This is a genomic window from Streptomyces sp. UC4497 (genome assembly GCF_054871485.1).
In genome coordinates this window covers 138,464-159,450 of the sequence record NZ_JBTYHB010000014.1, presented here as the reverse complement: position 1 = coordinate 159,450, position 20,987 = coordinate 138,464, and the positions used below count along the sequence as shown (strand labels likewise).

Below are 20,987 nucleotides of genomic sequence, written 5' to 3'. Positions count from 1 at the left end.
CCTGTTTCATGGCCCGCATGTCTGGCACCGCCGCACGCGACGAACACGCGCCCCCACCGCAGGAGCAGTCCCTAGACCGGAAGGGCGGGCCCGGACACACGCTCCTGATGGCGCTCGCCCTCGCGATCCCCGCCGTGAAGGTCGCCTACACGGTCGGCGGTGGCGAGCCCGCCCGTGACGTGTTCGTCGGGATGGAGCTGGGCAACTGGCCGGACGTGCTCATCGGCATGCTGCTCACCGAACCCGCCCTCGGCTCGGTGTTCGGCGTCGTGGTGTCCCGCGTCGTGTTCGCCCTCTTCGCCTCGCGCGGCAGTGTGCCGAAGGGGAGCGGGGCGGCGCAGACGGCACGGCGGGTGGCGCTCACCGTCGTCAATCCGGTCGCCGTGGGCATCATCGCCGCCTGCTTCTACGGTCCCTGGTGGGGGCTCGGCACCGGGGTCGTGGCGTACGCGCTGCGGCAGGGGGTCGTGCGCGGGTACCGGGTCGAACAGGTGGCGTCGCTGCTGCTGACCGTCGTCGCCCTGCCGCTGCTCGCCTTCGCGTCGGCGGTCGACGGGAAGGCGTGGACGTCGGTCCTGGAGTGCCAGGTGCAGGAAGGCACCCGGAACACGTCCCAGCACCTCATCGAACTCGGACGCAAGGGCAACGGCGTCGTCGGCTGGAGCCTGGACACCGAGGAGGTCGTCAACGGCGCCGGCTGCGTCGACACCGGGAGCCTGCGGGTGCGCCGCGCCTGGTGGTGACGGGGCGGCGCGGCCGCCGCCTCGATCTCAGCATGGTTGGTTCCTCGTTCGAGATCAATTTCTCATTCGAGCGTCCCGGCGTCGGCGGAGGAAGTGGGCGAGGGCTGTCGGTGTGCGTCGGCCGGGACGGGGGAGAGGCGGTAGGCGCCCTCGTGGGTGACGACGCGGCCCGCCGTGGGCGGGGCGAAGTGGGTGCCCAGGACGAGCGTGTCCGTGCCCGCGAGCGAGTCGAGCAGCGCGCGGCGCGAGGTCTCGGACCGGTGCGGGTCGATGTCGACGCAGGCGCCGATGGCGGGGTGGGCGAGCTGTACGGGGTGGTGGACGCAGTCGCCGGTGATGACCGCCGTACCGCCGCGGCCGGTGAGTTCGACGGCCACGTGGCCGGGGGTGTGGCCCGGCGTGGGGAGCAGGCGCAGGCCGGGGGCGACGGTGAGCCCCTCGGCGGGGACGTCGACGAGGTCGAGCAGGCCCGCCTCCTCCACCGGGAGCACGGAGTCCCGGAACATCTGCTCGCGCGCCTCCTCCATCTCGTACGCGGCCCAGAACTCCCGCTCCGCGCGGGAGGTCAGGTAGCGGGCGCGGGGGAAGGTGGGGACCCAATCGCCGTCCACCAGGCGGGTGTTCCAGCCGACATGGTCGGCGTGCAGGTGGGTGAGGATCACCAGGTCGACCGAGTCCGGGGGGAATCCGGCGGCGGTGAGGGTGTGCAGGTAATCGGTGTCCAGGTCGTGCCAGGCGGGGTTGGCGCGCTCCTTGCCGTTGCCGATACCGGTGTCGACGAGGACGCGCAGTCCGCCGACGGTGAAGGCGAAGGTGTGGCTGTCGATGCGGAGGGTGCCCTCGGCGTCGGCGAAGTGGGGGCGCAGCCAGTCCTGTTGGGCGACGAGGTCCGGGGTGGCGTCGGGCAGCAGCCACGGTCCCGTGGCGGGTGGCAGGGGTGTCTCGTCGATGCGGTGGACGGTGATGTCACCGACGGTCCAGGAAGGGGTGGCGGTCACGGGAGTGGTGGGCATGAGGGTTCTTCCTTCGAGGTGGCGTTCAGCGCTAAAAGCAATGTGTTTGCGTTAGCTGACCTTAAGGGGCTACGGTCCACTAACGCAAACGATTTGCGTTTGGAGTGCAAGGAGGAACCGTCCATGTCCGATGTCGACCGGCAGGCCGCCGTCGCGGCCACCGCCGACCACATCCGCTCCGTCGTCGCGGTCCTGCGGGAGCTGGACTTCGGGGACACCCCGCCCGCCCTCGCCTACCGCGCGGAGCGACAGGAAACCTCGGAGTACTCGGAACACTCGGAACAGGAGAAGCCCGTTGCAGCCGTTTGAGATGTCCCTGAGCCAGGCCGCCGAGGCGATCGGGGAGCGGCGGTTGTCGCCCGTCGAGCTGGCGGACTCGGTCCTGAGTCGCATCGCGCAGGTGGAGCCGGACCTCAGGGCCTACGTCACCGTCACTGCCGAACGGGCCCGCGACGCGGCACGCGACGCCGAGCGCGACCTGTCGGCCGGCCGGTACCGGGGCCCGCTGCACGGGGTCCCCATGGGGCTCAAGGATCTGATCGATGTCGCAGGTGTGGCGACGACCGCCAGCTCCCGGGTGCGTGCCGGTCATCGCGCGCAGGCCGACAGCGCGGTCGCCGCCCGCCTGGCGGAGGTCGGCGCCGTACTGCTGGGCAAGACCCACACGCACGAATTCGCCTACGGCCTGACCACCCCGCAGACCAGCAATGCCTGGGATCGCGGTCGGGTCGCCGGCGGTTCCAGCGGCGGATCCGCCGTCGCCGTCGCCTCCGGCATGGCGACCTACGCGCTGGGCACCGACACGGGCGGTTCGATCCGCGTGCCCGCCGCGCTCAACGGTGTCGTCGGCCTGAAGCCGACCTACGGTCTCGTCCCCCGCCGCGGCGTCACCTCCCTGTCCTGGTCGCTGGACCACGTCGGCCCGATCGCCCGTACCGTCGAGGACGCGGCCCTTGTCCTGGCCGCGCTCGTCGGGCACGACCCGGACGACCCGGCCTCGCTCGGTGCCCCGCCCACGGACTACCGGCCGGGTCCGGACGCGAGCCTCGCGGGGCTGCGCGTCGGAGTGCCGCGCACCTACTACTTCGACCACGTCCAGCCCGAGGTGGAGGCCGAAGTCCGGCGTGCCATAGGCCAGTTGGAGGAACTCGGTGCCCGGCTCGTCGAGGTCGACATCCCGATGGCCCGGTATGTGCAGGCCACGCAGTGGGGGCTGATGGTCCCCGAGGCGACCGCGTACCACGAGCGCACCCTGCGTACGGTCCCCGAGCTGTACCAGGCGGACGTCCGCACCTTGCTGGAGGCCGGTGAGCTGATGCCCGCCGGGGACTACCTGCGCGCCCAGCGCTCCCGGGCGCTGATGCGGGAGGAGTGGGCCCGCGTGCTGCGGCAGGTCGACGTGGTCGCCGCCCCCGCCGTCCCGGCGACCGCCGTCGAGGCCTCCCAGGAGACGATCGCCTGGGCCGACGGCACGGTGGAGGCGGTGTCCGACGCCTACGTACGCCTGTCGTCCCCGGCCAACATCACGGGAATCCCGGCCCTGTCCGTACCGGTCGGCCACGACGCGGCCGGGCTACCCATCGGCATGCAGCTGCTCGGCCGCCCCCTCGGCGAGCGCACCCTCCTGCGGGTCGGACACGCCTACGAGCAGACCCGGCCTGCTCGTGCGCTCGCGCAGGCGGCGTGATGAGGAAGCCGCAGATCTCGGGATGAGTAAGCCGCAGACTCCTAGACGCAATGTTTTCGCTTTAACATGGGTCCCATGAGCAGGCAGATGGTACGTCCCGGTGGGCGCAGCGCACGGGTCCAGGCGGCGGTGCACGAGGCCGTCCGTGAACTCGCCGCCGAGGTGGGCCGGGACGCGGTGACGGTGCCGATGGTCGCCCAGCGTGCGGGCGTGACACCGTCGACGATCTACCGGCGCTGGGGCGATCTTCAGGCGCTGCTGTCCGACGTGGCGGTCGAGCGGCTGCGGCCCGAGACGGAGCCGAAGGACCACGGCGCCCTCTCCTCGGACCTGACCGTATGGGCCGAGCAGTTCCTCGACGAGATGGCCTCGCCCGCAGGACGCGCCTACATCCGCGACGCCCTGCTCGGCGACCCGGACGGCAGCAACGCGGGCCAGTGCTCCGCCTACGCCGCCGAACAGATCGACGTCGTCCTCGCCCGCGCGAAGGAGCGCGGGGAGAGGACTCCCGACGTCGAGACGGTCATCGATCGCGTCGTCGCGCCCCTCATGTACCGGATCCTCTTCCGCCCGGACGGGATCGACGCCGCGTACGCCCGCCGCCTCGTGGCCGACGTGCTCGGCGCGATCGGCTGACACACGGCGCCGGCACCCGGGCACGGCGGGTGTTACACAACCCGGACAGGTCGATGATCGGGCGATGATGACCGCCCACTTAGGGTCATGGGACAACGACTTGACCAGTCCATGAAGACCATCACGGGGGAGCAGTTCCATGTCCGTACGTCTCGCACGCCGTTCCAGCCGCATTGTCCTGACCGCCGTCGCCGCGGTGTCCCTGTCGGTGGCCGCCACCGCGTGCTCCTCGGGGGCCGCGGAGAAGGACAGCGGCAAGCAGGGCACCTCCACGGGGTCGAAGGCCGACCCGAAGGCGGACTCCAAGGCCGATACGAAGACCGACTCGAACACCGAGGCCGGATCGAAGGCCGAGGGCGGCACGCAGGCCGAGGCCGGCACCGACAGCAAGTCCGGTACCAGCGCCACCGGTACCAGCACCGCCAAGAAGGAGCGCGTCGGCCAGTCCTGCGGCACCAACGACCTGGACTTCACGGTCGGCGTGGAGTCCCAGGCCGGTGGCTACTACCTGCTCACCGCCAAGGCCAAGCCGGGCATCACCTGCTACCTGGAGGGCAAGACCGCCGATGTCGCCTTCGGCTCCTCGCCCGACAGTCACGCGGGGCCCGCCGAGCAGGCCGTCAGTGACACCATCAAGCTCTCCGGAGCCACCAAGGCTTATGCGGGTGTCAACCCCAAGAGCGGCAACAGTGACGGCGGCGTGGAGTTCGGGCAGATCATCATCTCCGTCGGCGACACCGGGATCGACCCCGTCTCGCTGAAGCTCCCCGACACCGCCGTCGTGGACCGGCCCGAAGCCACCAACTGGCACGCCGACCCCGCCGACGCCGTCCCCTTCAGCTGAGCCTCGGCGCCCGCACCGTCCGCCCCACCTCCGCCCGCAGCTTCACGAACTCCGGCAGCCCCCGTGTCGCGATCTGGTCGCGCTCCACGGGGAGTTGGACCCGTAGATCGAGGGCGATGCCGGAGTCCGGGGCGGGCGAGAGGGCGACCACGCGGTCGCCGACGTAGACACTCTCGTCGATGTCGTGCGTGACGAACACGATGGTGGTGCCGTCCGTGCGGTGGACGTCGAGCAGCAGGTCCTCCAGGTCCTCGCGGGTCTGCGCGTCGAGGGAGCCGAAGGGCTCGTCCATGAGGAGCAGCGAGGGGCGGACCACCAGCGCGCGGGCGATCGCGACCCGTTGCTGCATGCCGCCGGAGAGCTGCCAGGGATGGCGGCGGGCCGAGGATTCGAGGCCCACGCGTGCCAGGATGCGATCGGCCGCGGCCCGCCGTTCGGCGCGGCGCAGGCCCTGGCGGCGCAGCGGCAGCGCCACGTTGTCGCGGACCGTGAGCCAGGGCAGCAGGGAGCGGCCGTAGTCCTGGAACACGACCGCGAGCCGGTCGGGCACGCCGGCGACCGGTGTGCCGTCGACGGTGATCGTGCCCTCCTGTACGGGGAGCAGCCCCGTGATCGTGCGCAGCAGGGTCGACTTGCCGCAGCCCGACGGGCCCACGACGCACAGGAGTTGACCGTCCGGCACGGTCAGGGACACATCGTGCAGCACGCGGTGGGAACCGTAGGACTGGCTGATGGCGGTGAGGCGGAGCATGCCGGGCCCTCACCCGGCCCACGGTTCGTAGAGCGTGCCCTCGGTGCCGGCCACCTTGAGGTGCAGCAGGTGGGGGCCGTCCTCGTCGCCGAGGTGTGTCACCGCGCGGTCGAGGGCCTTGCCGAGGTCGTCCGGACGGTCCGCGTAGTGGGCCGCGCAGCCGAACGAGGCGGCGAGCGCCGCGAATTCGATGCCGCCGATGTCCGTCCCGGGCGCGGGATCGATGCCGATCCGGCGGCCGAGCGCGCGCACCGCCCCGTAGCCACCGTTGTCGAGGACGATGAACGAGACCGGTGCCCGGTGCCTGGCCGCCGTCCACAGTGCCTGCACCGAGTACATCGCCGAACCGTCGCCCAGCACGCACACCACGCGCCGGTGGTCCGCGAGCGCCCGGCCGACGGCCAGTGGCAGCCCCCAGCCGAGGGCTCCGCTGCCGGTGGTGAGAAAGCCCCCGGAGCGGTCGACCGGGACGCGGGCGTGGAGCGCGTCGCGGTGGCTGGGGGCCTCCTCGACGAGGACGCGGTCGCGGGGCAGACGCCGGTACAGCTCGTCGAGGACCAGCTCGGGCGTGAGGTGACTGCTGTCCGCGGCGCTCACGGGGTGCGGGCGGACGCGCGGCGGAGGGGGCTCGCGGCCCGACTCGCCCACGAGCCCGGCGAGTTGGATCAGCGCCGGGCGCAGGGTCGTGACCAGGCTCGTGCCCGTGGGCAGCCATGCCGCCTGGGCCGGGTCGCAGTCCAGGTGGAAGAGTTCGGTGCCGGGCGCGAGGGGTGGGCTGTCGTCCACCACGTGGTACGTGAACACCGGCGTCCCGAGCGCCACCACCACGTCGTACGGTGCGAGGCGCGCGGCCAACTGGCCCGCCACCGGCGGCAGGAAGCCCTGGAAGAGCGGATGCGACTCGGGGAAGCCGGAGCGGCCGGACAGCGGGCTGATCCAGACGCCCGCCCTGATCCGCTCCGCCAGCGCGAGGGCTTCGGGCAGTGCCGCCTCGTCGTCGACGCCCGGGCCGATGACCAGCGCGGGGCGGGCGCAGGTGTCGAGCCGGGCGGCGAGCGCGGCGAGCGCGTCGGGGCTCGCCGTGAAGTCGGTGTGCACCGCCCGCGGTTCGACCGGCTGGGCCGCCGCCTGGTCCCAGTCGTCCTCCGGTACGGACACGAACACCGGACCGCGCGGATGGGTCATCGCGACGCGGTGCGCCTCCGCGAGGACGGCCGGGACGTCCTCGGCACGCTCGGGCTGGCGGGCGAACTTCACGTAAGGGCGCGGGAATTGGGTCGGTTCGTCGGCTCCGAGGAAGGGGCGCAGCTGGATCAGGGAGCGCGCCTGCTGCCCGGCGACGATCACCAGCGGCACCCGGTCGCGATAGGCGTTGAAGACGGCGCCGAGCGCGTTCCCGACGCCGCCCGCCGAGTGCAGACTGACGAACGCCGCGTGCCCCGTGCCCAGGCTGTGCCCCGCCGCCATGCCCACAGCCGTGGACTCCTGGAGGCCGAGGACGTAGCGGAAGTCGTCGGGCCAGTCGCGGAACATGCGCAGCTCCGTGGAGCCCGGATTGCCGAAAACCGTGGTCATGCCGGTGGCGCGCAGCAGCCCGACGACCGCGTCCCGCACCGTGGTTGGCGCCCCGTGGGTGGCCTCGTCCGTCGTGGTCATGTCGTCCTCCCCGTGCCGAGCACGCGCTTCTCGATGGCCAGCAGGCCGGTGTTGAGCAGATAGCCGAGGACGCCGAGCAGGGCCAGGGCCGCCCACACGGTGAGCAGGTCCGAGCGCGACTGGGCGTCGGTGAGGATGAAGCCGATGCCGTTCTCGGTCCCCGGCAGCAGCTCGGAGAAGACCATGAGGATCAAGGCGAGCGACAGGCTGAGCCGCAGTCCGGCGAAGATCCGGGGCAGCGCGGACGGCACGATCACGTACCAGAGTCGCTCGGCCGTCGTGAGCCGCAGCGTGGCGGCGACCTCGAGGCGCAGCGGATCGGTGTTGCGGGCACCCTCCGCGGTGTTCACGAGAACCGGCCAGACGGCGCTGAACACGATCGACGTGATCTGCATCGGCGTACCGAAGTCGAGGACCACGACGAAGACCGGGACCAGGGCGGGCGGCGGCACGGCCCGCGCGAACTGCAGCACCGGATCGCACAGCGCGTACACCCGCCGGGAGCGGCCGATCGCCACCCCGAGCACGATCCCGGCCACGGCCGCGAGCAGGAAACCGGCCGCCATCCGGCCGAGGCTCGGGCCGATCGTGTCGAACGCGGCGTCGGTGAGGAACGCATGGCGGACCGGCCCCGAGAACCACAGCTCGTACGCGTGGCGCGCGATGCGGGACGGCGGCGGGAAGAAGACACTGCCGTGCGCGCGGACCGCCACCTCCCAGAGCGCGACGGCGAGCACCAGGACGGGCCAGCGCAACAGGGTGCCGGACCGGACAACTGATCTACCTGACCGGCGAGTTGGCGCCCGCACCGTCTGCGTCATGCCCGCACCGCCCGCCGTTCGGGCGTCCACGGGAACAACCGCCGCTCGCCCCACACCAGCACGCCATTGATCAGCAGGCCGAGCACGCCCGCCCACACCACACCCGCGAGCACGTCCCGGTTGCCGTCCGTGGCCTGTTGGGCCTGCGCGATGAAGATGCCGAGGCCCTCGCCGAACCCGGACAGCAGCTCCGTGGCGACGGCCACGACGAGCGCGACAGCCGCCGAGATGCGGATCCCTGCGGCGATGAACGGCGCCGCGCCGACCAGTTCGACGCGCAGCAGCACCTCGGCCCGGCCGAAGCCGAAGGCGCGCAGTGTGTCCTTGGCCAGCGGCTCGCTCTCTCCGAGGCCGTACATCGTGTTGAACAGGATCGGCCACACCGAGGCGTACGTGACGAGCGCGACCTCCGTCTGTGTGCCGGAGCCGAGCAGCAGTGACACCAGCGGGATCAGCGCGACGGACGGCAGCGGCCGCAGGAACTCCACGATCGCGCGGACCGCGGCGTCGACGAGGGGCACACTCCCGAGCAGCAGCCCGGCCGGCACGGCGATCGCACACGCGAGCGCGAGCCCGAGCACCCAGGCGCGCAGCGTGGCGCCGACCCCGTCGAGGAACACCGGGTCGCCCGCCAGCTCGACGGAGCGGGCGAGAATGTCGGACGCGGGCGGCAGATACTCGCGCCGCACGATCCCGGCGCGAGACACCGCCTCGCAGACGCCGAAGGCCAGCAGCACGCCGAGGATGCCGAGCCCGGCGTCCCGGCGGCCGCGCCCGTTCACTTGACGACGAGCGTCGACGGGTCGACGGCCTTCTTCAACAGCCCCTGTTTCCGCATGAGTTCGATGAGCCGGCGGAGCTGATCGGTATCGGTCCTCGACGGATACGCGGGCAGCGCCATCGACTTGGCCTGCGCGGCCTTGACCTTGCTGTACGTGGGCACCACCTTGCGGACGGCGGAGGGGTCCTCGTCGGCGATCTTCGAGGCGGCCTCGATGGCGCGCTTGAACTTGGCGGCGGTGTCCGGGTTCCGCTTCGCGTACTGGGCGGTGGTGACGTAGCCGCTGATGGGCAGCGACTCGACGGGGCTCGCGGCGCCGTCGATGAGGACTTTGGCCTTGAGGTCGCTCTGGATCGCGCTGTCGAAGGGCTCGACGACATGCACCGCGTCGACCTGGCCCTTCTCCAGGGCGGCGCCCATCTGCGGGAACGCGATCTGCCGGTACGCGGGCTCGCCGGCGCCCTGCTTCTCCAGGATCGCGTCGAGCGTCAGCGTCTGGATGTTGTTGAGGATGTTGACGGCGACCTTCTTGCCCTTGAGGTCGTCCGCGTTCTTGATGGGGGAGTCCTTCGGTACCAGGACGTCCATCATGTGCGGCGCCGTCCGCACGCCCTCCGCGAGGATGCGCACGTCGAGCGTGCCCTTCTCCTGGGCCTGCAGGAAGGTCACGTAGTTCGCGCTCGCGATGACGTCGACCTGGCCCTTGGACAGGGCGGGCAGCGCCTGGATGCTCTGCTGAACGGGCTGGATGCGGACATCCAGCCCCTCCTTCTTGAACAGCCCGCGGTCGCGGGCGATGTAGAGCGCGGCGGAGTCCGTCAACGGCAGGGCGGCGACGGTGACTTGGGAGTCCTGGCCGCCGCCGGAACCGTCCGAACCGTCGTCCCCGCAGGCCGTCATCAGTAAGGCAAGTGTGGTGACGGCGACCGCCGCCCCACCCGTTCGCGTCTTCACCTGACGTAACGTCACAATCATTGCCTATCAGGTGATTGGCGGTGATCGCCACAGGGCCTCTGGGGCCGCGGCGGGGCGGCCGGGCTAGTGCAGGCCTTCGCCGTGCGCGGGTTCCGGGCTGTTGCGGAGGCGTTCCTCCAGCAGGTCCAGTAGGCCGGGCAGTTCGGGGGCGACGGCGAGATCGTCCAGGGTGGGGGCCGGGAGGAGGCCGGAGGCGGCGATGCCGTGCAGGGCGTCGAGCAGTGGGGTCCAGAAGCCTCCGGCGTCGAGGAAGCCGACAGGCTTGGCGTGGAAGCCGAGCTGGCGCCAGGACCACACCTCGAAGATCTCCTCCAGCGTGCCGAGTCCGCCGGGCAGGGCGACGAAGGCGTCCGCATGGTCGGCCATGATGGCCTTGCGCTCGTGCATCGAGTCGCACATGAGCAGTTGGGTCACGCCCTCGTGCGCCCACTCCCGCTCGACCATGCTGCGCGGCATGACACCGATGACCTCGCCGCCGGCCTTCAGCGTGCTGTCCGCGATCGCACCCATCAGGCCTCGGCGGCCACCGCCGTAGACGAGGCCGATGCCACGCCGGGCGAGCTCTTCCCCTACGTGGACGGCCAGTTCGGTGTGGGCCGGGTCGACCCCGCTGGACGAGGCGAGAAAGACGGCGAGGCGGCGCATGGGTATCTCCGGATCGGTCGCGGTGGACGCTCCGGTCTACCACGGGCGTGTCACGGCTGACCAAGGCTTTCCCTGTCCTGCGTACCGCTCAGGCCTGCCGCAGCACGGCGGTGGCGATCTCCAGGAAGCCGCGCAGCAGTTTGTCCCGCCGCCCCTCGGGGGCCACCAGGCACGTGTCGATCGGCGGGGCGTCCGTGAGGGGGATGTGGGTGAGGTCGGGGCGTGAGTACGAGCGGGCGACGCTCAAGGGGACGAGGGCGATGCCGTGGCCGGAGGCGATGAGTTCGAACTTCTCTTCAAGGGACGACGTCCGCCGCGTCGGGGCGTCGAGCACCCGCTCGCCGTCCAGATCCGCGGAGGTGAGCTCGGCGCGGTCCGCCAAGGGGTGTGTCGTCGGCAGGCAGGCGACCCTGGGCTCCCGACCGATGGGGATGACGTGCAGGCCCGCATCCTCGAACGGGCGCCGCAGGTAACCGACTTGGGCCCGCCCGTCCCGCAGCGGCGCCTCCTGCTCCCACCAGCGTGCCGGTACGAGGTCCGTCTCCACGTCCGGGTGGCGCGAGGCGAACTCCCGGATGGCGTCCGCCACATGCAGGCCGGGAGAGAACGCGACGACGAGGCGCTGGACGCCACGCTCCGCGTCGCGTACGCGCTGCACCCCTGCCGCGACGGACGCGAGGATCCCTTGCGCCTCCGCGTACAGCTGCTGCCCGGCAGCGGTCAGCTCCACGCTGCGGCTCGTCCGTGCGAGCAGGGTGCACTCCAACTCCTGCTCGAAGGCCCTGATTTGGCGGCTGAGCACCGGCTGGGCGATGTAGAGCTGTTGCGCCGCCCGGCCGAAGTGGCGGTGCTCGGCCACCGCTACGAAGTGGCGGAGCTTGCGCAGATCGAGATCCATACCTCCAGGGTATTGATTGTCGGGAAGGGTATTGGACGCTCCCGGGAACGGGTCCGAGACTCGAGGCATGATCGTGCTCACGACTCCCACCGGAAATATCGGCAGCCAGGTCCTCGACACGCTGCTGAACGAGGCCCCCGAGCGCGGCGAGGAGCTGCGCGTCATCGTGCGCGACCCCGCGAAACTCCCCGAGGAGGTACGGGCCCGGGTCCACGTCTTCCCCGGCTCGCACGGCGACGCCGACGTCGTCGACCGGGCCTTCGACGGCGCGGACGCCGTCTTCTGGGTGGTCCCGTCCTCGGCCCCGGGGGCGCCCAGCCTGGACGCCGTGTACTCCGGGTTCACCCGCGCCGCGGCCAAGGCGTTCGCGGCGCACGGCGTCGGGCATGTCGTCGGCGTCTCGGCGCTCGGCCGCGGCACTCCCGTCGCCGGGCGCGCCGGGCACGTGACGGCGTCGCTGGCCATGGACGATCTCATCGCCGGCACGGGCGTGGCCTACCGGGCGCTCGCGAACCCGTCCTTCATGGACAACCTGCTGCGGCAGGTGACCCCGATCCGTGACACCGGCGTGTTCACCGACATCGTCGACGGCGATCGCGCTGCCCCGCTGGCCGCCACCCGGGACATCGCCGCGGCCGCCGCCGGCCTGCTGCTCGACCGCTCCTGGTCGGGGACGGACGAGGTCCCGGTGCTGGGCCCGGAGGACCTGTCGCCGAACGACATGGCCCGCATCATGTCCGAGGTGCTCGCCCGCCCGGTCCGCTACGAGCGACAGCCGCTCGACGACTTCCGTGCTGCGCTCACCGGCCACGGCGCTGGGGACGCGGTCGTGGAGGGCTTCGTCGCCATGATGACGGCCAAGGACGCCGGCCTCGACACCGGCGTGCCGCGCACCGACCGGACAGCGAGCCCGACGACCTTCCGGACCTGGTGCGAGGAGGTCCTCAAGCCGGCGGTCCGGGCGTGAGCGCGCCACCGGCGGATGTCAGGACCCTGCGCTACTGGTGACCCAATATCTATGTCCGCGCGATGAGGGTTTTGCGGACCATGTAGTGAGAGTTTCTGTCGGGGCGGGAAAACCCGAATTCCGTGGTGGGTGCAGGCTGTTTCTGCGTGCTAGTCTCGGTTCAAGTTGCAGTTGTGGTTCCCAAAACTTCAAGTGCCCCGGACCTGCTCTTGCGGGTCGGAGCGCTCTTGTATTTCCGGGTCATTTTCCGGGCGGGGTAATCATCACGGCGACACGGCATCCGCACGGTGCGGGTGCCGATGTACTGCCCCAAGGAGATATGACATGGCCACTGGAACCGTGAAGTGGTTCAACTCGGAAAAGGGCTTCGGCTTCATCGAGCAGGACGGCGGCGGCGCCGACGTCTTCGCCCACTACTCGAACATCGCCGCCCAGGGCTTCCGTGAGCTGCTCGAGGGCCAGAAGGTTTCCTTCGACATCGCGCAGGGCCAGAAGGGCCCGACGGCCGAGAACATCGTTCCGGCCTGACTCTGACGCGCATTGTGCAGCTGGGGCCCGCATCCTTCGGGGTGCGGGCCCCAGCTGCATGCGTCCGCGCCCCGGATCCACTGTGTTCGCGTGGATTTCCGTCGGGCCGCTTGTTTTTACCATCGGTCCATACTTGTAATTCTCCATGCGGCTCTTCGCTGCGGGGATTCCTTGATATGCACCGCATCGAGGAAGGTTCCGCATGAACCGCACACGTACAAATAATCGCTCCACCCGTAACCGTCGTGGTAACGGATTCGCCGGAAATGACGGCAACCGCTTCGGCTCGGCGGCGCCGCGTCCTTCCGGCGGGCAGGCCCGGTCCGGTGGCCAGGGCCGGCCCGGTGGACAGGGCCGCTCCGGCGGTCACGGCCGCCGACCCGCCGCGGTGCAGGGCGAGTTCGCGCTCCCCAAGACCATCACCCCCGCGCTGCCCGCCGTCGACGACTTCGCCGATCTCGGCCTGCCCGAGCAACTGCTGGCCGAACTCGGCAGGCAGGGCGTGAGCGTGCCGTTCCCGATCCAGGGCGCGACGCTGCCGAACTCCCTGGTCGGCCGCGACGTCCTGGGCCGCGGGCGCACCGGCTCCGGCAAGACCCTCGCCTTCGGCCTCGCGCTGCTCGCCCGGACCGCCGGACAGCGTGCCGAACCCCGCCGGCCGCTGGGACTGATCCTCGTACCGACGCGCGAGCTCGCACAGCAGGTGACGGACGCGCTCACGCCGTACGCCCGCTCCCTCAGGCTGCGGATGGCCACGGTCGTCGGCGGGATGTCGATCGGCAAGCAGTCCAGCGCGCTGCGGGGCGGCGTCGAGGTCGTCGTCGCAACCCCGGGCCGGCTCAAGGACCTCATCGACCGCGACGCCTGCGGACTGGACGAGGTCGCCATCACGGTGCTCGACGAGGCCGACCAGATGGCCGACATGGGATTCATGCCGCAGGTCACCGCGCTGCTCGACCAAGTGCGCCCGGAGGGGCAGCGCATGCTGTTCTCCGCCACCCTGGACCGCAACGTCGACCTGCTGGTGCGCCGTTACCTGAGCGACCCGGTCGTGCACTCGGTCGACCCGTCGGCCGGTGCGGTCACGACGATGGAGCACCACGTCCTGCACGTGCACGGCGCCGACAAGCACGCCGCCACCACGGAGATCGCCGCCCGCGACGGCCGGGTGATCATGTTCCTGGACACCAAGCACGCCGTCGACCGGCTCACCAAGGACCTGCTCAAGAGCGGGGTGCGGGCCGCCGCGCTGCACGGCGGCAAGTCCCAGCCGCAGCGCACTCGTACGCTGACGCAGTTCAAGACGGGGCACGTCAGCGTGCTGGTCGCGACCAACGTCGCGGCGCGCGGCATCCACGTCGACAACCTGGACCTGGTCGTCAACGTCGACCCGCCGACCGACCACAAGGACTACCTGCACCGCGGCGGCCGCACCGCTCGCGCCGGTGAGTCCGGCAGCGTCGTCACCCTCGTCACCCCGGACCAGCGCCGGGCCATGGTCCGCCTCATGTCGGATGCGGGTATCCGGCCGCAGACAACCCCGGTACGCTCGGGCGACGAGGCCCTCCAGCGGATCACCGGCGCCCAGACCCCGTCCGGTATTCCGGTCGTCATCGCCGCACCGGCGGCCGACCGCCCCAAGCGCGGCACCTCCTCCCGGGGTCGCCGCGGCGCTTCCGCGAACCGGCGCGGCAGCGTACGCAAGACGGCCGTCGACCCGGCGGCCTAGGGAGTTCAGCACCTTCGTGATCAGGAAGTCGTTCCATCTCTGCAGGAGGCACCTTTTGACACTGGTTCAGATGCAGTCCCGTCCGGCGATCGCCGGCCCCGTGCGCCGGAAGACGGCCGACGGGCCGGACCCGGCCGGACCGCGGGTGTGCGACGACATGAGCGTCGAGGTGGCGCTGTCCGTGATGGACGCCGCGCACACGGGCCGGCTGGTCGTCTGCGACCGGGACGACCAGGGCACAGGCGTGGTCACCCGGGCCGAACTCACCGCCGTCCGCGACGGTTCCGCCTACACGGACCGCGTCTGCCTGCGCGACATCCTCGGTGTCCGCATCCTCGGCGTCCACGCGCCGATCACCACCTCGGTAGCCTTCGCCCTTTCCCGCTGAACCGTTGCCCCTCAGGCCGGATCGTTCTTCCCTACTCCTTTGTGAGGACCCATGCGCTGCGTCATCGCCCGCTTCCCGTTCGATCTCACCAAGAACGGAGTACTGGAATCGATGAAGGGCATCAAACCCGAGCCGAGCACCGGCGAAACCGTGACCATCGGCCGCCGCCAGTACCCCGTCAAGCAGGTCGGGCAGGTCATCACCCGTCAGGACCGGCGTGACTTCACCGCCGCCGAAGTCCTCCGGGCCATGACCAAGCTCGGCTTCACCTGCCACACGGCCCCCGAGCCGGCACCCGCGCCCAGCCTCGACCCGCTCGAGCGGGCCTCCGCGATGCTCGGCACCAACACGCCGGTCCGAACCGGCGACATGGGTACCGGATTCTGAAACGCATGGGGGCCCGCACGGCACGCCGCTCGGGCCCCACTGGCGTTGCGCCCTCAGTTGTCCTCGGCCGCGGTCGCGGAGCCCCCCGCTTCGGCGCGGCGGTATTCGGCGTTGATGCGCTGCGCTTCCTCGAGTTGGTCTTCCAGCACGATGATGCGGCAGGCGGCCTCGATGGGCGTCCCCTGGTCGACGAGTTCCCGGGCGCGCGCGGCGATGCGCAGCTGGTAGCGGGAGAAGCGGCGATGACCGCCTTCTGAGCGGAGCGGGGTGATGAGGCGGGCTTCGCCGATGGCACGGAGGAACCCCTGGGTGGTCCCGAGCAATTCGGCGGCCCGGCCCATGGTGTAGGCCGGGTAGTCGTCGTCATCGAGACGCCCGAGCGAATCGTCTGCTGTCACTTGCACCTCTCTGTGGAACATCTTTGAGGGGCCCTGGTACCTGCGGTACGGCCCCAGGGCCCCTCAGGGCCTCGAAGGAACTTCCTACACCATCTGCGGTTACGCGCGTACTTTGGCCGCCCCGACCGCCGCCGTCACGAACGCCCGTAGGAGCGGATGCGCCGCCTGAGTCGGCCACGCGAGCACCAGGCGGCTCTCAGGGGCGTCCGCGACGGGTACGCAAGCCACCCCCGGCGGGACCGGGCGGACGAAGGAGCGGGGCAGGACGGCCACGGCGCGGCCCACCGCGACCAAGGGGATCAACTCCGCGACGTCGTGCACCTCGGGGCCGGTCCCGCCGTCGCCCCCGATCCCGGGCACCCCTTTCCAGCGCGGCATCGGCTCGTCCTTCAGATCGGCCAGCCGCACCGCCTCGCGCGTGGCCAGTCGGTGGTCCGCGGGGAGGACGGCGACGCGCTCCTCGATGCGGAGCGTCTCGTGGTCCAGACCCTCCAGATCGTCGAACGGTACGTACAACAGCCCCACGTCGGCCCGCCCGTCCCGCAGTTGATCCGCGCGGTCGGCGGGGCCGCTGAACACGATCTCGACCCGGCGGGCATCGGAACCCTCGGCGTACGCGGCGAGGATCGCCGACAGCAGATCGGCGTCGCCGCCCGGCTTGAGGACGAGCCGCAGCCGCGTCCCCGCGTCCGCGGCCCGACGGGCCCGCTCCGCAGCGGCTGCCACCGCGTCCAGCGCGTACCGGCCGTCCCGCAGCAGGGCCTCGCCGGCCGGTGTCAGTGCGACCTGGCGGCTGGAGCGGACGAAGAGCGTGACGCCGAGCCGTCGCTCCACGCGCTGGACCGCCTTCGACAGGGCCGGCTGCGCGATCGAGAGGCGCTGGGCGGCGCGGCCGAAGTGCAGCTCCTCGGCGACCGCGACGACGTACTCGATCTCCCGTGTCTCCAGATCAGCCATGCCTCCAGGTTATCGTTCGAGGCCGAGCGGATCTTGGACGGGGCGCCCCGCCTGCTGTTTCGATGGCTGCATGATTCACCACACGATGCTCGTATCCTTCGACGGCCCCCTCCCCGACGCCGACCTCGACCAATTCCTTCAGGACATCGAGAAGGTCATGGTCGACTCCGGTCACGTCCGGACGTCCGCCACCCGTCGGCACATTCCGGTTCCCGGCGAGGAGGCCATCCCCGCGATGATCGCCACGGCAGTCGTCCAGTTCGGCGTCGCCGACATGGAAGCCCTCGGCGCCGCGTTCGCCGACCCCGGCGTCGGGGAGCTCATCCATCGCTGGCAGGCCCGGTACCCGTACAAGGTCGCCTGGGTGAACCACGAGCCGCTGGACTGAACGCGGCGTCAGTAACTCCGGCGGGCGTGGCGGCCGCCCGCGGTCAATATGAACGAAACGACGCGCCCCTCGTCCTGCGTTCCGCTTCCTCCTAGCCTCGAGCCGTTCGTGTCAGGAATCTGTTGACCGACGAGGAGGTTGTTGTGGCGGACGCGGGGCAGGGGCGGTTCTCCAGACGGCAGGTACTGGCGGCAACGGCGGTGGGAATGTCGGGGGTTGGTGTGATGGCCGATGTCGTGGGAGCAGCACCGGCGGGCGCGGCGGCGGCCGGACCGCGCGACTACCGGGTACCGGGCCTGCGGGCGCCGGTCGAGCTGATCGAGGACCGCTACGGCGTGCCGCACATCTACGCCGACAACGAGCACGACGTGTTCCTCGCGCAGGGCTTCAACGCCGCCCGTGAGCGCCTCTTCCAGATCGACCTGTGGCGCAGGCGCGGGCTCGGCGAGCTCGCCGACGTCCTGGGGGTCGACTACGTGGCGCAGGACCGGGCCACCCGCCTGTTCCTGTACCGCGGTGACATGGACGTCGAGTGGGCGCGCTACGCCGAGGACGCGCAGCGCATCGCGACGCAGTTCACCGCCGGGATCAACGCCTACGTGGACTGGCTGGACGCCCACCCCGACCAACTCCCCGAGGAATTCCACCTGCTCGGCTACCGGCCCGCGCACTGGGGCCCCGAGGACGTGGTCCGCATCCGCAGCCACGGACTGACCCGCAACCTGACCAGCGAGGTCAAGCGCGCCCAGGTCGCCTGCGCCGCCGGAGTGGACGCCGACCTGGTGCGTCAGGGACTGCAGCCGGACCACAAGGCACGCGTGCCGGACGGCTTCGACCCGTGCGTGCTCCCCGACGACGTGCTCAAGGTCTTCGAACTGGCCACCCAGGAAGTTGAGTTCAGCGAAGGGGCGGTACGTCGGGCGGTCGTGCGCGACGCGACCACCGAGGGATCCAACAACTGGGTGATCGGTGGGCAGCGCACCGCCACCGGGCGGCCGATCCTCGCCAATGACCCGCACCGCTCCTACTCGGCGCCCTCGCTGCGCTACCTCGCACACCTCAGCGCGCCCGGCCTCGACGTCATCGGCGCGGGGGAACCGGCCCTCCCCGGCATCTCCATCGGGCACAACGGCACCGTCGCCTTCGGCCTGACCATCTTCCCGATGGACCAGGAAGACCTGTACGTATACGAGTTGGACCCGAAGGACCGCAGCCGCTACCGGTACCGGGACGGCTGGGAACCGATGAAGGTGCTGCACGAGCGGATAGCCGTCGCGGGGGAGGAGGACCATCCCGTCGAGCTGGCCTTCACCCGGCACGGGCCCGTGATCCACGTCGACGAGGAGCACAACCTCGCCTACGCGGTGCGCACCGCGTGGCTGGAAGCGGGCACGTCACCGTACTTCGGCAGCGTCGCCTACATGCGGGCACGCAACTACCGCGAGTTCACCGACGCCATGCGCAACTGGGGTGCCCCGACGGAGAACCAGGTCTACGCCGACGTCGAGGGCAACATCGGCTGGGTGCCCGGCGGGCTCGCACCCAAGCGGGTCGGGTACGACGGGCTGCTCCCGGTGCCCGGCGACGGCCGCTGCGAGTGGGACGGCTTCTACTCGGGGGACGACCTGCCGCGGACCCTCAACCCGGCCGCCGGGTTCATCGCCACCGCCAACCAGTTCAACCTGCCGCCCGCGTACCAGGACATGGGACTCGGCTACGAGTGGACCAACCCCTTCCGCCACCAGCGGATCGTCGAAGTGCTTTCGAAGCAGCACCAGCACACCATCGCCGACTCGCAGGCACTCCAGCACGACCAACTGTCCATACCCGCCCGCCGGTTGACCGCCCTGCTGGCCCGCCTGGAGAGCAGCGAACCAGACCGCCGCCGGGCCCTGCGCCTGCTGCGCACCTGGGATGCCGTCGAATCGGCGGACTCGGGGGCCGCGGCCCTGTTCGAGGTGTGGCTGTCCCGGCACCTGGGCCCCGGCTTCGTACGGGCCGCGGTACCGAAGGCCGCCGAGCTGATCGAGGACGCCGACACCCTTGTGCTGCTCGGCGAGTTGGAGAAGCCGGGACGGTGGTTGAAGGACGCGGCGGCCCGCGACCGGCTGCTGCTCGACACACTGGGTTCGGCCTACGCCGAGGTGCGCAAGCTGCTGGGGGACGACGAGCGGAAGTGGCGGTGGGGTGCACTGCACCACAGCCTCTTCCAGCACCCGGCGTCGGCGGCGCTCAGCGAGACCGACCGCGCCCGCTTCGACGTCGGCCCGATGCCGAGCGGCGGGTCCCCCGACACGGTCAACGCGGCGACCTACCGCACCAGCGACTTCCTGCACACCAGCGGACCTTCGTTCCGCGTGGTCCTGGACGTGGGTGACTGGGACGCGTCGGTGGCGGTGAACACCCCCGGTCAGTCCGGCGACCCGGACGATCCGCACTACCGCGACCTCGCCGAACCCTGGCTCGACGGCGAGTACTTCCCGCTCGCCTACACCCGCGCGGCGGTCGAGAAGATCGCCGAACGCCGCGTGCGGCTCCTTCCGGCCGAGGCGTCCTGAGCGGCCTGCCGCACCGGGGCCGTGCCGGCGGCATCGTCGCCGAGGATCAGCCCACTCCCAGGTGGAGCAGGTCCTCGCCGACGATCAGCCTGCCCGAGTAGCCCTTCTGCGCCGACTTCCAGCGGCGGGCCGGATTCGTCGCGGGGACCAGGTGGTTGAGCACCAGGTTGCGGGCGCCCGCCGGCTCCGCGACGTCCCGTCCGACCTGCTCGATCGTGGTGTGGCTCGTCAGGAGGTGCTCGCGCAGGGGCTCACGGATCGCCTCGGGGACCGCCGCGACCAGTTCGTCGACGAACCGGGGGTCGATCACCTCGTGCACCAGATAGTCGGCGTCCCGCGCCAGACGGATCAGGTTGTCGCTGACGCAGGTGTCACCGGAGAAGACGACGGAGCCGTCGGGGGTGTCGAAGCGGTACGCGAAGGTGGGCGCCATCGGCCGGTGGTCGACGAGGGTCGCCGTGACACGCACGTCGCCGTCCTCCCAGACGGACAGCGGCTCCTCCAGCCGCGGCGGTATTCCGGCCGGATCGATGTCCCATACGCCGTCCAGGTTGATGTCGTGCACGGTGAACAGGTCGTCCGGCATGGTGAAGTTGGACTCGCGGGCGCGCCCGTTGAAGTCGGCGGCGAACGCCTGGTTCAGGTAGCCGGTCATCGCGGAGATGCCGGGCGTCGGGCGGTCCGGGTTCACGACGGGCGGTGCCTGCCGGTCGGGAGGGAACACGCTGGGCAGCGTGGAGCGGTCGCCGGGGCCGAACACCTCGATGGGCGGCAGGGTCCGGCCCACGATGTTCGAGGGTCCTGTCGCGTAGAGGGACGGCCAGTCGGCGACGTGGTCACTGTGCAGGTGGGTCAGGAAGACACCTCGTACCCGCGTGAGCGACGAGCCGAGGTGGTCGTCAGGGCCGAGCCCGCTCTGTACCAGCCGGTGCAGCGCCCCCTGTCCCAAGTCGACGATGTAGACCCGGTCCTCGTACACGATCGCGCTGGAGACGCCGCATCGCGCGCCGTCCGCCCAGGCCGGGCCGCCGGCCGTGCCGAGCAGAACCAGACGGGTGCGATGGCGGCTCGTGGCGCGTCCGGTGGCCTGGGAGCGGGCGGCGGCGGTCCCTGATCCGAGGGCGAGCAGGCCGCCGGTGGCGGTCGTCGCGCCCAACGCCTGAAGGAAGCGGCGCCGCTTGGTGCGGGGCGCCGGGGCGCTGTGGGAGAGGGCGTGGTCGAGCAGATGGCACACGTG

General features: G+C 71.1%; 23 protein-coding genes. 12 read left to right on the top strand and 11 right to left on the bottom strand.

Features of this window, described 5'->3' with window-relative positions:
• The first annotated feature begins 8 nt into the window (after positions 1 to 8).
• Positions 9 to 743 carry a hypothetical protein gene (locus ACYSUO_RS21515; protein ID WP_461777830.1) on the top strand — a complete coding sequence of 245 codons (735 nt, stop codon included), beginning with the start codon at positions 9 to 11 and terminating at the stop codon, positions 741 to 743.
• 62 nt (positions 744 to 805) lie between these two features.
• Here ACYSUO_RS21515 and ACYSUO_RS21510 read toward each other — a convergent pair whose 3' ends face one another.
• Positions 806 to 1,756 carry an MBL fold metallo-hydrolase gene (locus ACYSUO_RS21510; protein WP_461777829.1) on the bottom strand — a complete coding sequence of 317 codons (951 nt, stop codon included), beginning with the start codon at positions 1,754 to 1,756 and terminating at the stop codon, positions 806 to 808.
• Between the two features lie 123 nt (positions 1,757 to 1,879).
• On the opposite strand from ACYSUO_RS21510, the gene ACYSUO_RS21505 reads away from it, so the two are divergent.
• The 4 genes from ACYSUO_RS21505 to ACYSUO_RS21490 all read left to right on the top strand — a co-directional run bounded on the left by ACYSUO_RS21505 (position 1,880) and on the right by ACYSUO_RS21490 (position 4,923).
• Positions 1,880 to 2,065, top strand: a complete 186-nt coding sequence (locus ACYSUO_RS21505; RefSeq protein ID WP_461777828.1) for a hypothetical protein — start codon at positions 1,880 to 1,882, stop codon at positions 2,063 to 2,065.
• Complete coding sequence (locus tag ACYSUO_RS21500; RefSeq protein WP_461777827.1) at positions 2,052 to 3,443, top strand: amidase; 1,392 nt, start codon at positions 2,052 to 2,054, stop codon at positions 3,441 to 3,443. Before ACYSUO_RS21505 ends, ACYSUO_RS21500 begins: the two co-directional genes overlap by 14 nt.
• Before the next feature lie 75 nt (positions 3,444 to 3,518).
• The gene (locus ACYSUO_RS21495; RefSeq protein WP_461777826.1) at positions 3,519 to 4,079 is read left to right on the top strand and encodes a TetR/AcrR family transcriptional regulator; all 561 of its coding nucleotides are present in this window, start codon (positions 3,519 to 3,521) and stop codon (positions 4,077 to 4,079) included.
• Between the two features lie 139 nt (positions 4,080 to 4,218).
• The gene (locus tag ACYSUO_RS21490) at positions 4,219 to 4,923 is read left to right on the top strand and encodes a DUF4232 domain-containing protein (protein WP_461777825.1); all 705 of its coding nucleotides are present in this window, start codon (positions 4,219 to 4,221) and stop codon (positions 4,921 to 4,923) included.
• On the opposite strand, the gene ACYSUO_RS21485 is transcribed toward ACYSUO_RS21490, so the two are convergent.
• From ACYSUO_RS21485 to ACYSUO_RS21455, 7 genes are all read right to left on the bottom strand, one after another.
• Positions 4,916 to 5,674 carry an ABC transporter ATP-binding protein gene (locus ACYSUO_RS21485; RefSeq protein WP_461777824.1) on the bottom strand — a complete coding sequence of 253 codons (759 nt, stop codon included), beginning with the start codon at positions 5,672 to 5,674 and terminating at the stop codon, positions 4,916 to 4,918. The genes ACYSUO_RS21490 and ACYSUO_RS21485 overlap by 8 nt on opposite strands.
• A gap of 9 nt (positions 5,675 to 5,683) precedes the next feature.
• Entirely contained in the window at positions 5,684 to 7,330 is a 1,647-nt protein-coding gene (gene mdlC, locus ACYSUO_RS21480) for a benzoylformate decarboxylase (protein WP_461777823.1), read from the bottom strand.
• Entirely contained in the window at positions 7,327 to 8,085 is a 759-nt protein-coding gene (locus ACYSUO_RS21475; RefSeq protein WP_461777822.1) for an ABC transporter permease, read from the bottom strand. Before ACYSUO_RS21475 ends, mdlC begins: the two co-directional genes overlap by 4 nt.
• A gap of 62 nt (positions 8,086 to 8,147) precedes the next feature.
• Entirely contained in the window at positions 8,148 to 8,933 is a 786-nt protein-coding gene (locus ACYSUO_RS21470; protein ID WP_461777821.1) for an ABC transporter permease, read from the bottom strand.
• Positions 8,930 to 9,886 carry an ABC transporter substrate-binding protein gene (locus ACYSUO_RS21465; protein ID WP_461777820.1) on the bottom strand — a complete coding sequence of 319 codons (957 nt, stop codon included), beginning with the start codon at positions 9,884 to 9,886 and terminating at the stop codon, positions 8,930 to 8,932. The genes ACYSUO_RS21470 and ACYSUO_RS21465 overlap by 4 nt, the downstream gene beginning before the upstream one ends.
• A gap of 84 nt (positions 9,887 to 9,970) precedes the next feature.
• A complete protein-coding gene (locus ACYSUO_RS21460) occupies positions 9,971 to 10,552 on the bottom strand; it encodes an LOG family protein (RefSeq protein WP_461777819.1) in 582 nt (193 codons plus the stop codon).
• An 88-nt stretch (positions 10,553 to 10,640) separates the two neighbouring features.
• Complete coding sequence (locus ACYSUO_RS21455; RefSeq protein ID WP_461777818.1) at positions 10,641 to 11,450, bottom strand: LysR family transcriptional regulator; 810 nt, start codon at positions 11,448 to 11,450, stop codon at positions 10,641 to 10,643.
• Between the two features lie 67 nt (positions 11,451 to 11,517).
• Between ACYSUO_RS21455 and ACYSUO_RS21450 the strand changes: the two genes are divergently transcribed.
• From ACYSUO_RS21450 to ACYSUO_RS21430, 5 genes are all read left to right on the top strand, one after another.
• Complete coding sequence (locus ACYSUO_RS21450; RefSeq protein ID WP_461777817.1) at positions 11,518 to 12,417, top strand: NAD(P)H-binding protein; 900 nt, start codon at positions 11,518 to 11,520, stop codon at positions 12,415 to 12,417.
• A gap of 324 nt (positions 12,418 to 12,741) precedes the next feature.
• Positions 12,742 to 12,945 (top strand): cold-shock protein, encoded by a 204-nt coding sequence (locus ACYSUO_RS21445; protein WP_020119326.1) that lies wholly within the window; start codon positions 12,742 to 12,744, stop codon positions 12,943 to 12,945.
• A gap of 202 nt (positions 12,946 to 13,147) precedes the next feature.
• Positions 13,148 to 14,674: a DEAD/DEAH box helicase gene (locus tag ACYSUO_RS21440; RefSeq protein WP_461777816.1), complete on the top strand. Its 1,527-nt coding sequence runs from the start codon at positions 13,148 to 13,150 to the stop codon at positions 14,672 to 14,674.
• 70 nt (positions 14,675 to 14,744) lie between these two features.
• A complete protein-coding gene (locus ACYSUO_RS21435; protein WP_461777815.1) occupies positions 14,745 to 15,062 on the top strand; it encodes a CBS domain-containing protein in 318 nt (105 codons plus the stop codon).
• A 51-nt stretch (positions 15,063 to 15,113) separates the two neighbouring features.
• A complete protein-coding gene (locus ACYSUO_RS21430) occupies positions 15,114 to 15,449 on the top strand; it encodes an SCO5918 family protein (protein WP_461777814.1) in 336 nt (111 codons plus the stop codon).
• 53 nt (positions 15,450 to 15,502) lie between these two features.
• Here ACYSUO_RS21430 and ACYSUO_RS21425 read toward each other — a convergent pair whose 3' ends face one another.
• Positions 15,503 to 15,847, bottom strand: a complete 345-nt coding sequence (locus ACYSUO_RS21425; RefSeq protein WP_461777813.1) for a helix-turn-helix domain-containing protein — start codon at positions 15,845 to 15,847, stop codon at positions 15,503 to 15,505.
• A gap of 99 nt (positions 15,848 to 15,946) precedes the next feature.
• The gene (locus ACYSUO_RS21420) at positions 15,947 to 16,804 is read right to left on the bottom strand and encodes a LysR family transcriptional regulator (protein ID WP_461777812.1); all 858 of its coding nucleotides are present in this window, start codon (positions 16,802 to 16,804) and stop codon (positions 15,947 to 15,949) included.
• 70 nt (positions 16,805 to 16,874) lie between these two features.
• Between ACYSUO_RS21420 and ACYSUO_RS21415 the strand changes: the two genes are divergently transcribed.
• Both ACYSUO_RS21415 and ACYSUO_RS21410 read left to right on the top strand, forming a co-directional pair.
• Entirely contained in the window at positions 16,875 to 17,192 is a 318-nt protein-coding gene (locus ACYSUO_RS21415) for a hypothetical protein (RefSeq protein ID WP_461777810.1), read from the top strand.
• 224 nt (positions 17,193 to 17,416) lie between these two features.
• On the top strand, positions 17,417 to 19,750 hold the full coding sequence (locus tag ACYSUO_RS21410; protein WP_461777809.1) for a penicillin acylase family protein: 2,334 nt from the start codon (positions 17,417 to 17,419) through the stop codon (positions 19,748 to 19,750).
• 46 nt (positions 19,751 to 19,796) lie between these two features.
• Here ACYSUO_RS21410 and ACYSUO_RS21405 read toward each other — a convergent pair whose 3' ends face one another.
• Positions 19,797 to 20,984, bottom strand: coding sequence for an MBL fold metallo-hydrolase (locus ACYSUO_RS21405; protein WP_461777808.1), 1,188 nt, complete (start codon positions 20,982 to 20,984; stop codon positions 19,797 to 19,799).
• Positions 20,985 to 20,987 lie beyond the last annotated feature (3 nt).

Coding starts and splice junctions, on each gene's coding strand:
- ACYSUO_RS21515 (WP_461777830.1), top strand. CDS start 9: ATGGCCCGCATGTCTGGCACCGCCGCACGCGACGAACACGCGCCCCCA.
- ACYSUO_RS21510 (WP_461777829.1), bottom strand. CDS start 1,756: ATGCCCACCACTCCCGTGACCGCCACCCCTTCCTGGACCGTCGGTGAC.
- ACYSUO_RS21505 (WP_461777828.1), top strand. CDS start 1,880: ATGTCCGATGTCGACCGGCAGGCCGCCGTCGCGGCCACCGCCGACCAC.
- ACYSUO_RS21495 (WP_461777826.1), top strand. CDS start 3,519: ATGAGCAGGCAGATGGTACGTCCCGGTGGGCGCAGCGCACGGGTCCAG.
- ACYSUO_RS21490 (WP_461777825.1), top strand. CDS start 4,219: ATGTCCGTACGTCTCGCACGCCGTTCCAGCCGCATTGTCCTGACCGCC.
- ACYSUO_RS21485 (WP_461777824.1), bottom strand. CDS start 5,674: ATGCTCCGCCTCACCGCCATCAGCCAGTCCTACGGTTCCCACCGCGTG.
- mdlC (WP_461777823.1), bottom strand. CDS start 7,330: ATGACCACGACGGACGAGGCCACCCACGGGGCGCCAACCACGGTGCGG.
- ACYSUO_RS21460 (WP_461777819.1), bottom strand. CDS start 10,552: ATGCGCCGCCTCGCCGTCTTTCTCGCCTCGTCCAGCGGGGTCGACCCG.
- ACYSUO_RS21455 (WP_461777818.1), bottom strand. CDS start 11,450: ATGGATCTCGATCTGCGCAAGCTCCGCCACTTCGTAGCGGTGGCCGAG.
- ACYSUO_RS21450 (WP_461777817.1), top strand. CDS start 11,518: ATGATCGTGCTCACGACTCCCACCGGAAATATCGGCAGCCAGGTCCTC.
- ACYSUO_RS21445 (WP_020119326.1), top strand. CDS start 12,742: ATGGCCACTGGAACCGTGAAGTGGTTCAACTCGGAAAAGGGCTTCGGC.
- ACYSUO_RS21440 (WP_461777816.1), top strand. CDS start 13,148: ATGAACCGCACACGTACAAATAATCGCTCCACCCGTAACCGTCGTGGT.
- ACYSUO_RS21435 (WP_461777815.1), top strand. CDS start 14,745: ATGCAGTCCCGTCCGGCGATCGCCGGCCCCGTGCGCCGGAAGACGGCC.
- ACYSUO_RS21430 (WP_461777814.1), top strand. CDS start 15,114: ATGCGCTGCGTCATCGCCCGCTTCCCGTTCGATCTCACCAAGAACGGA.
- ACYSUO_RS21420 (WP_461777812.1), bottom strand. CDS start 16,804: ATGGCTGATCTGGAGACACGGGAGATCGAGTACGTCGTCGCGGTCGCC.
- ACYSUO_RS21415 (WP_461777810.1), top strand. CDS start 16,875: ATGATTCACCACACGATGCTCGTATCCTTCGACGGCCCCCTCCCCGAC.
- ACYSUO_RS21410 (WP_461777809.1), top strand. CDS start 17,417: ATGGCCGATGTCGTGGGAGCAGCACCGGCGGGCGCGGCGGCGGCCGGA.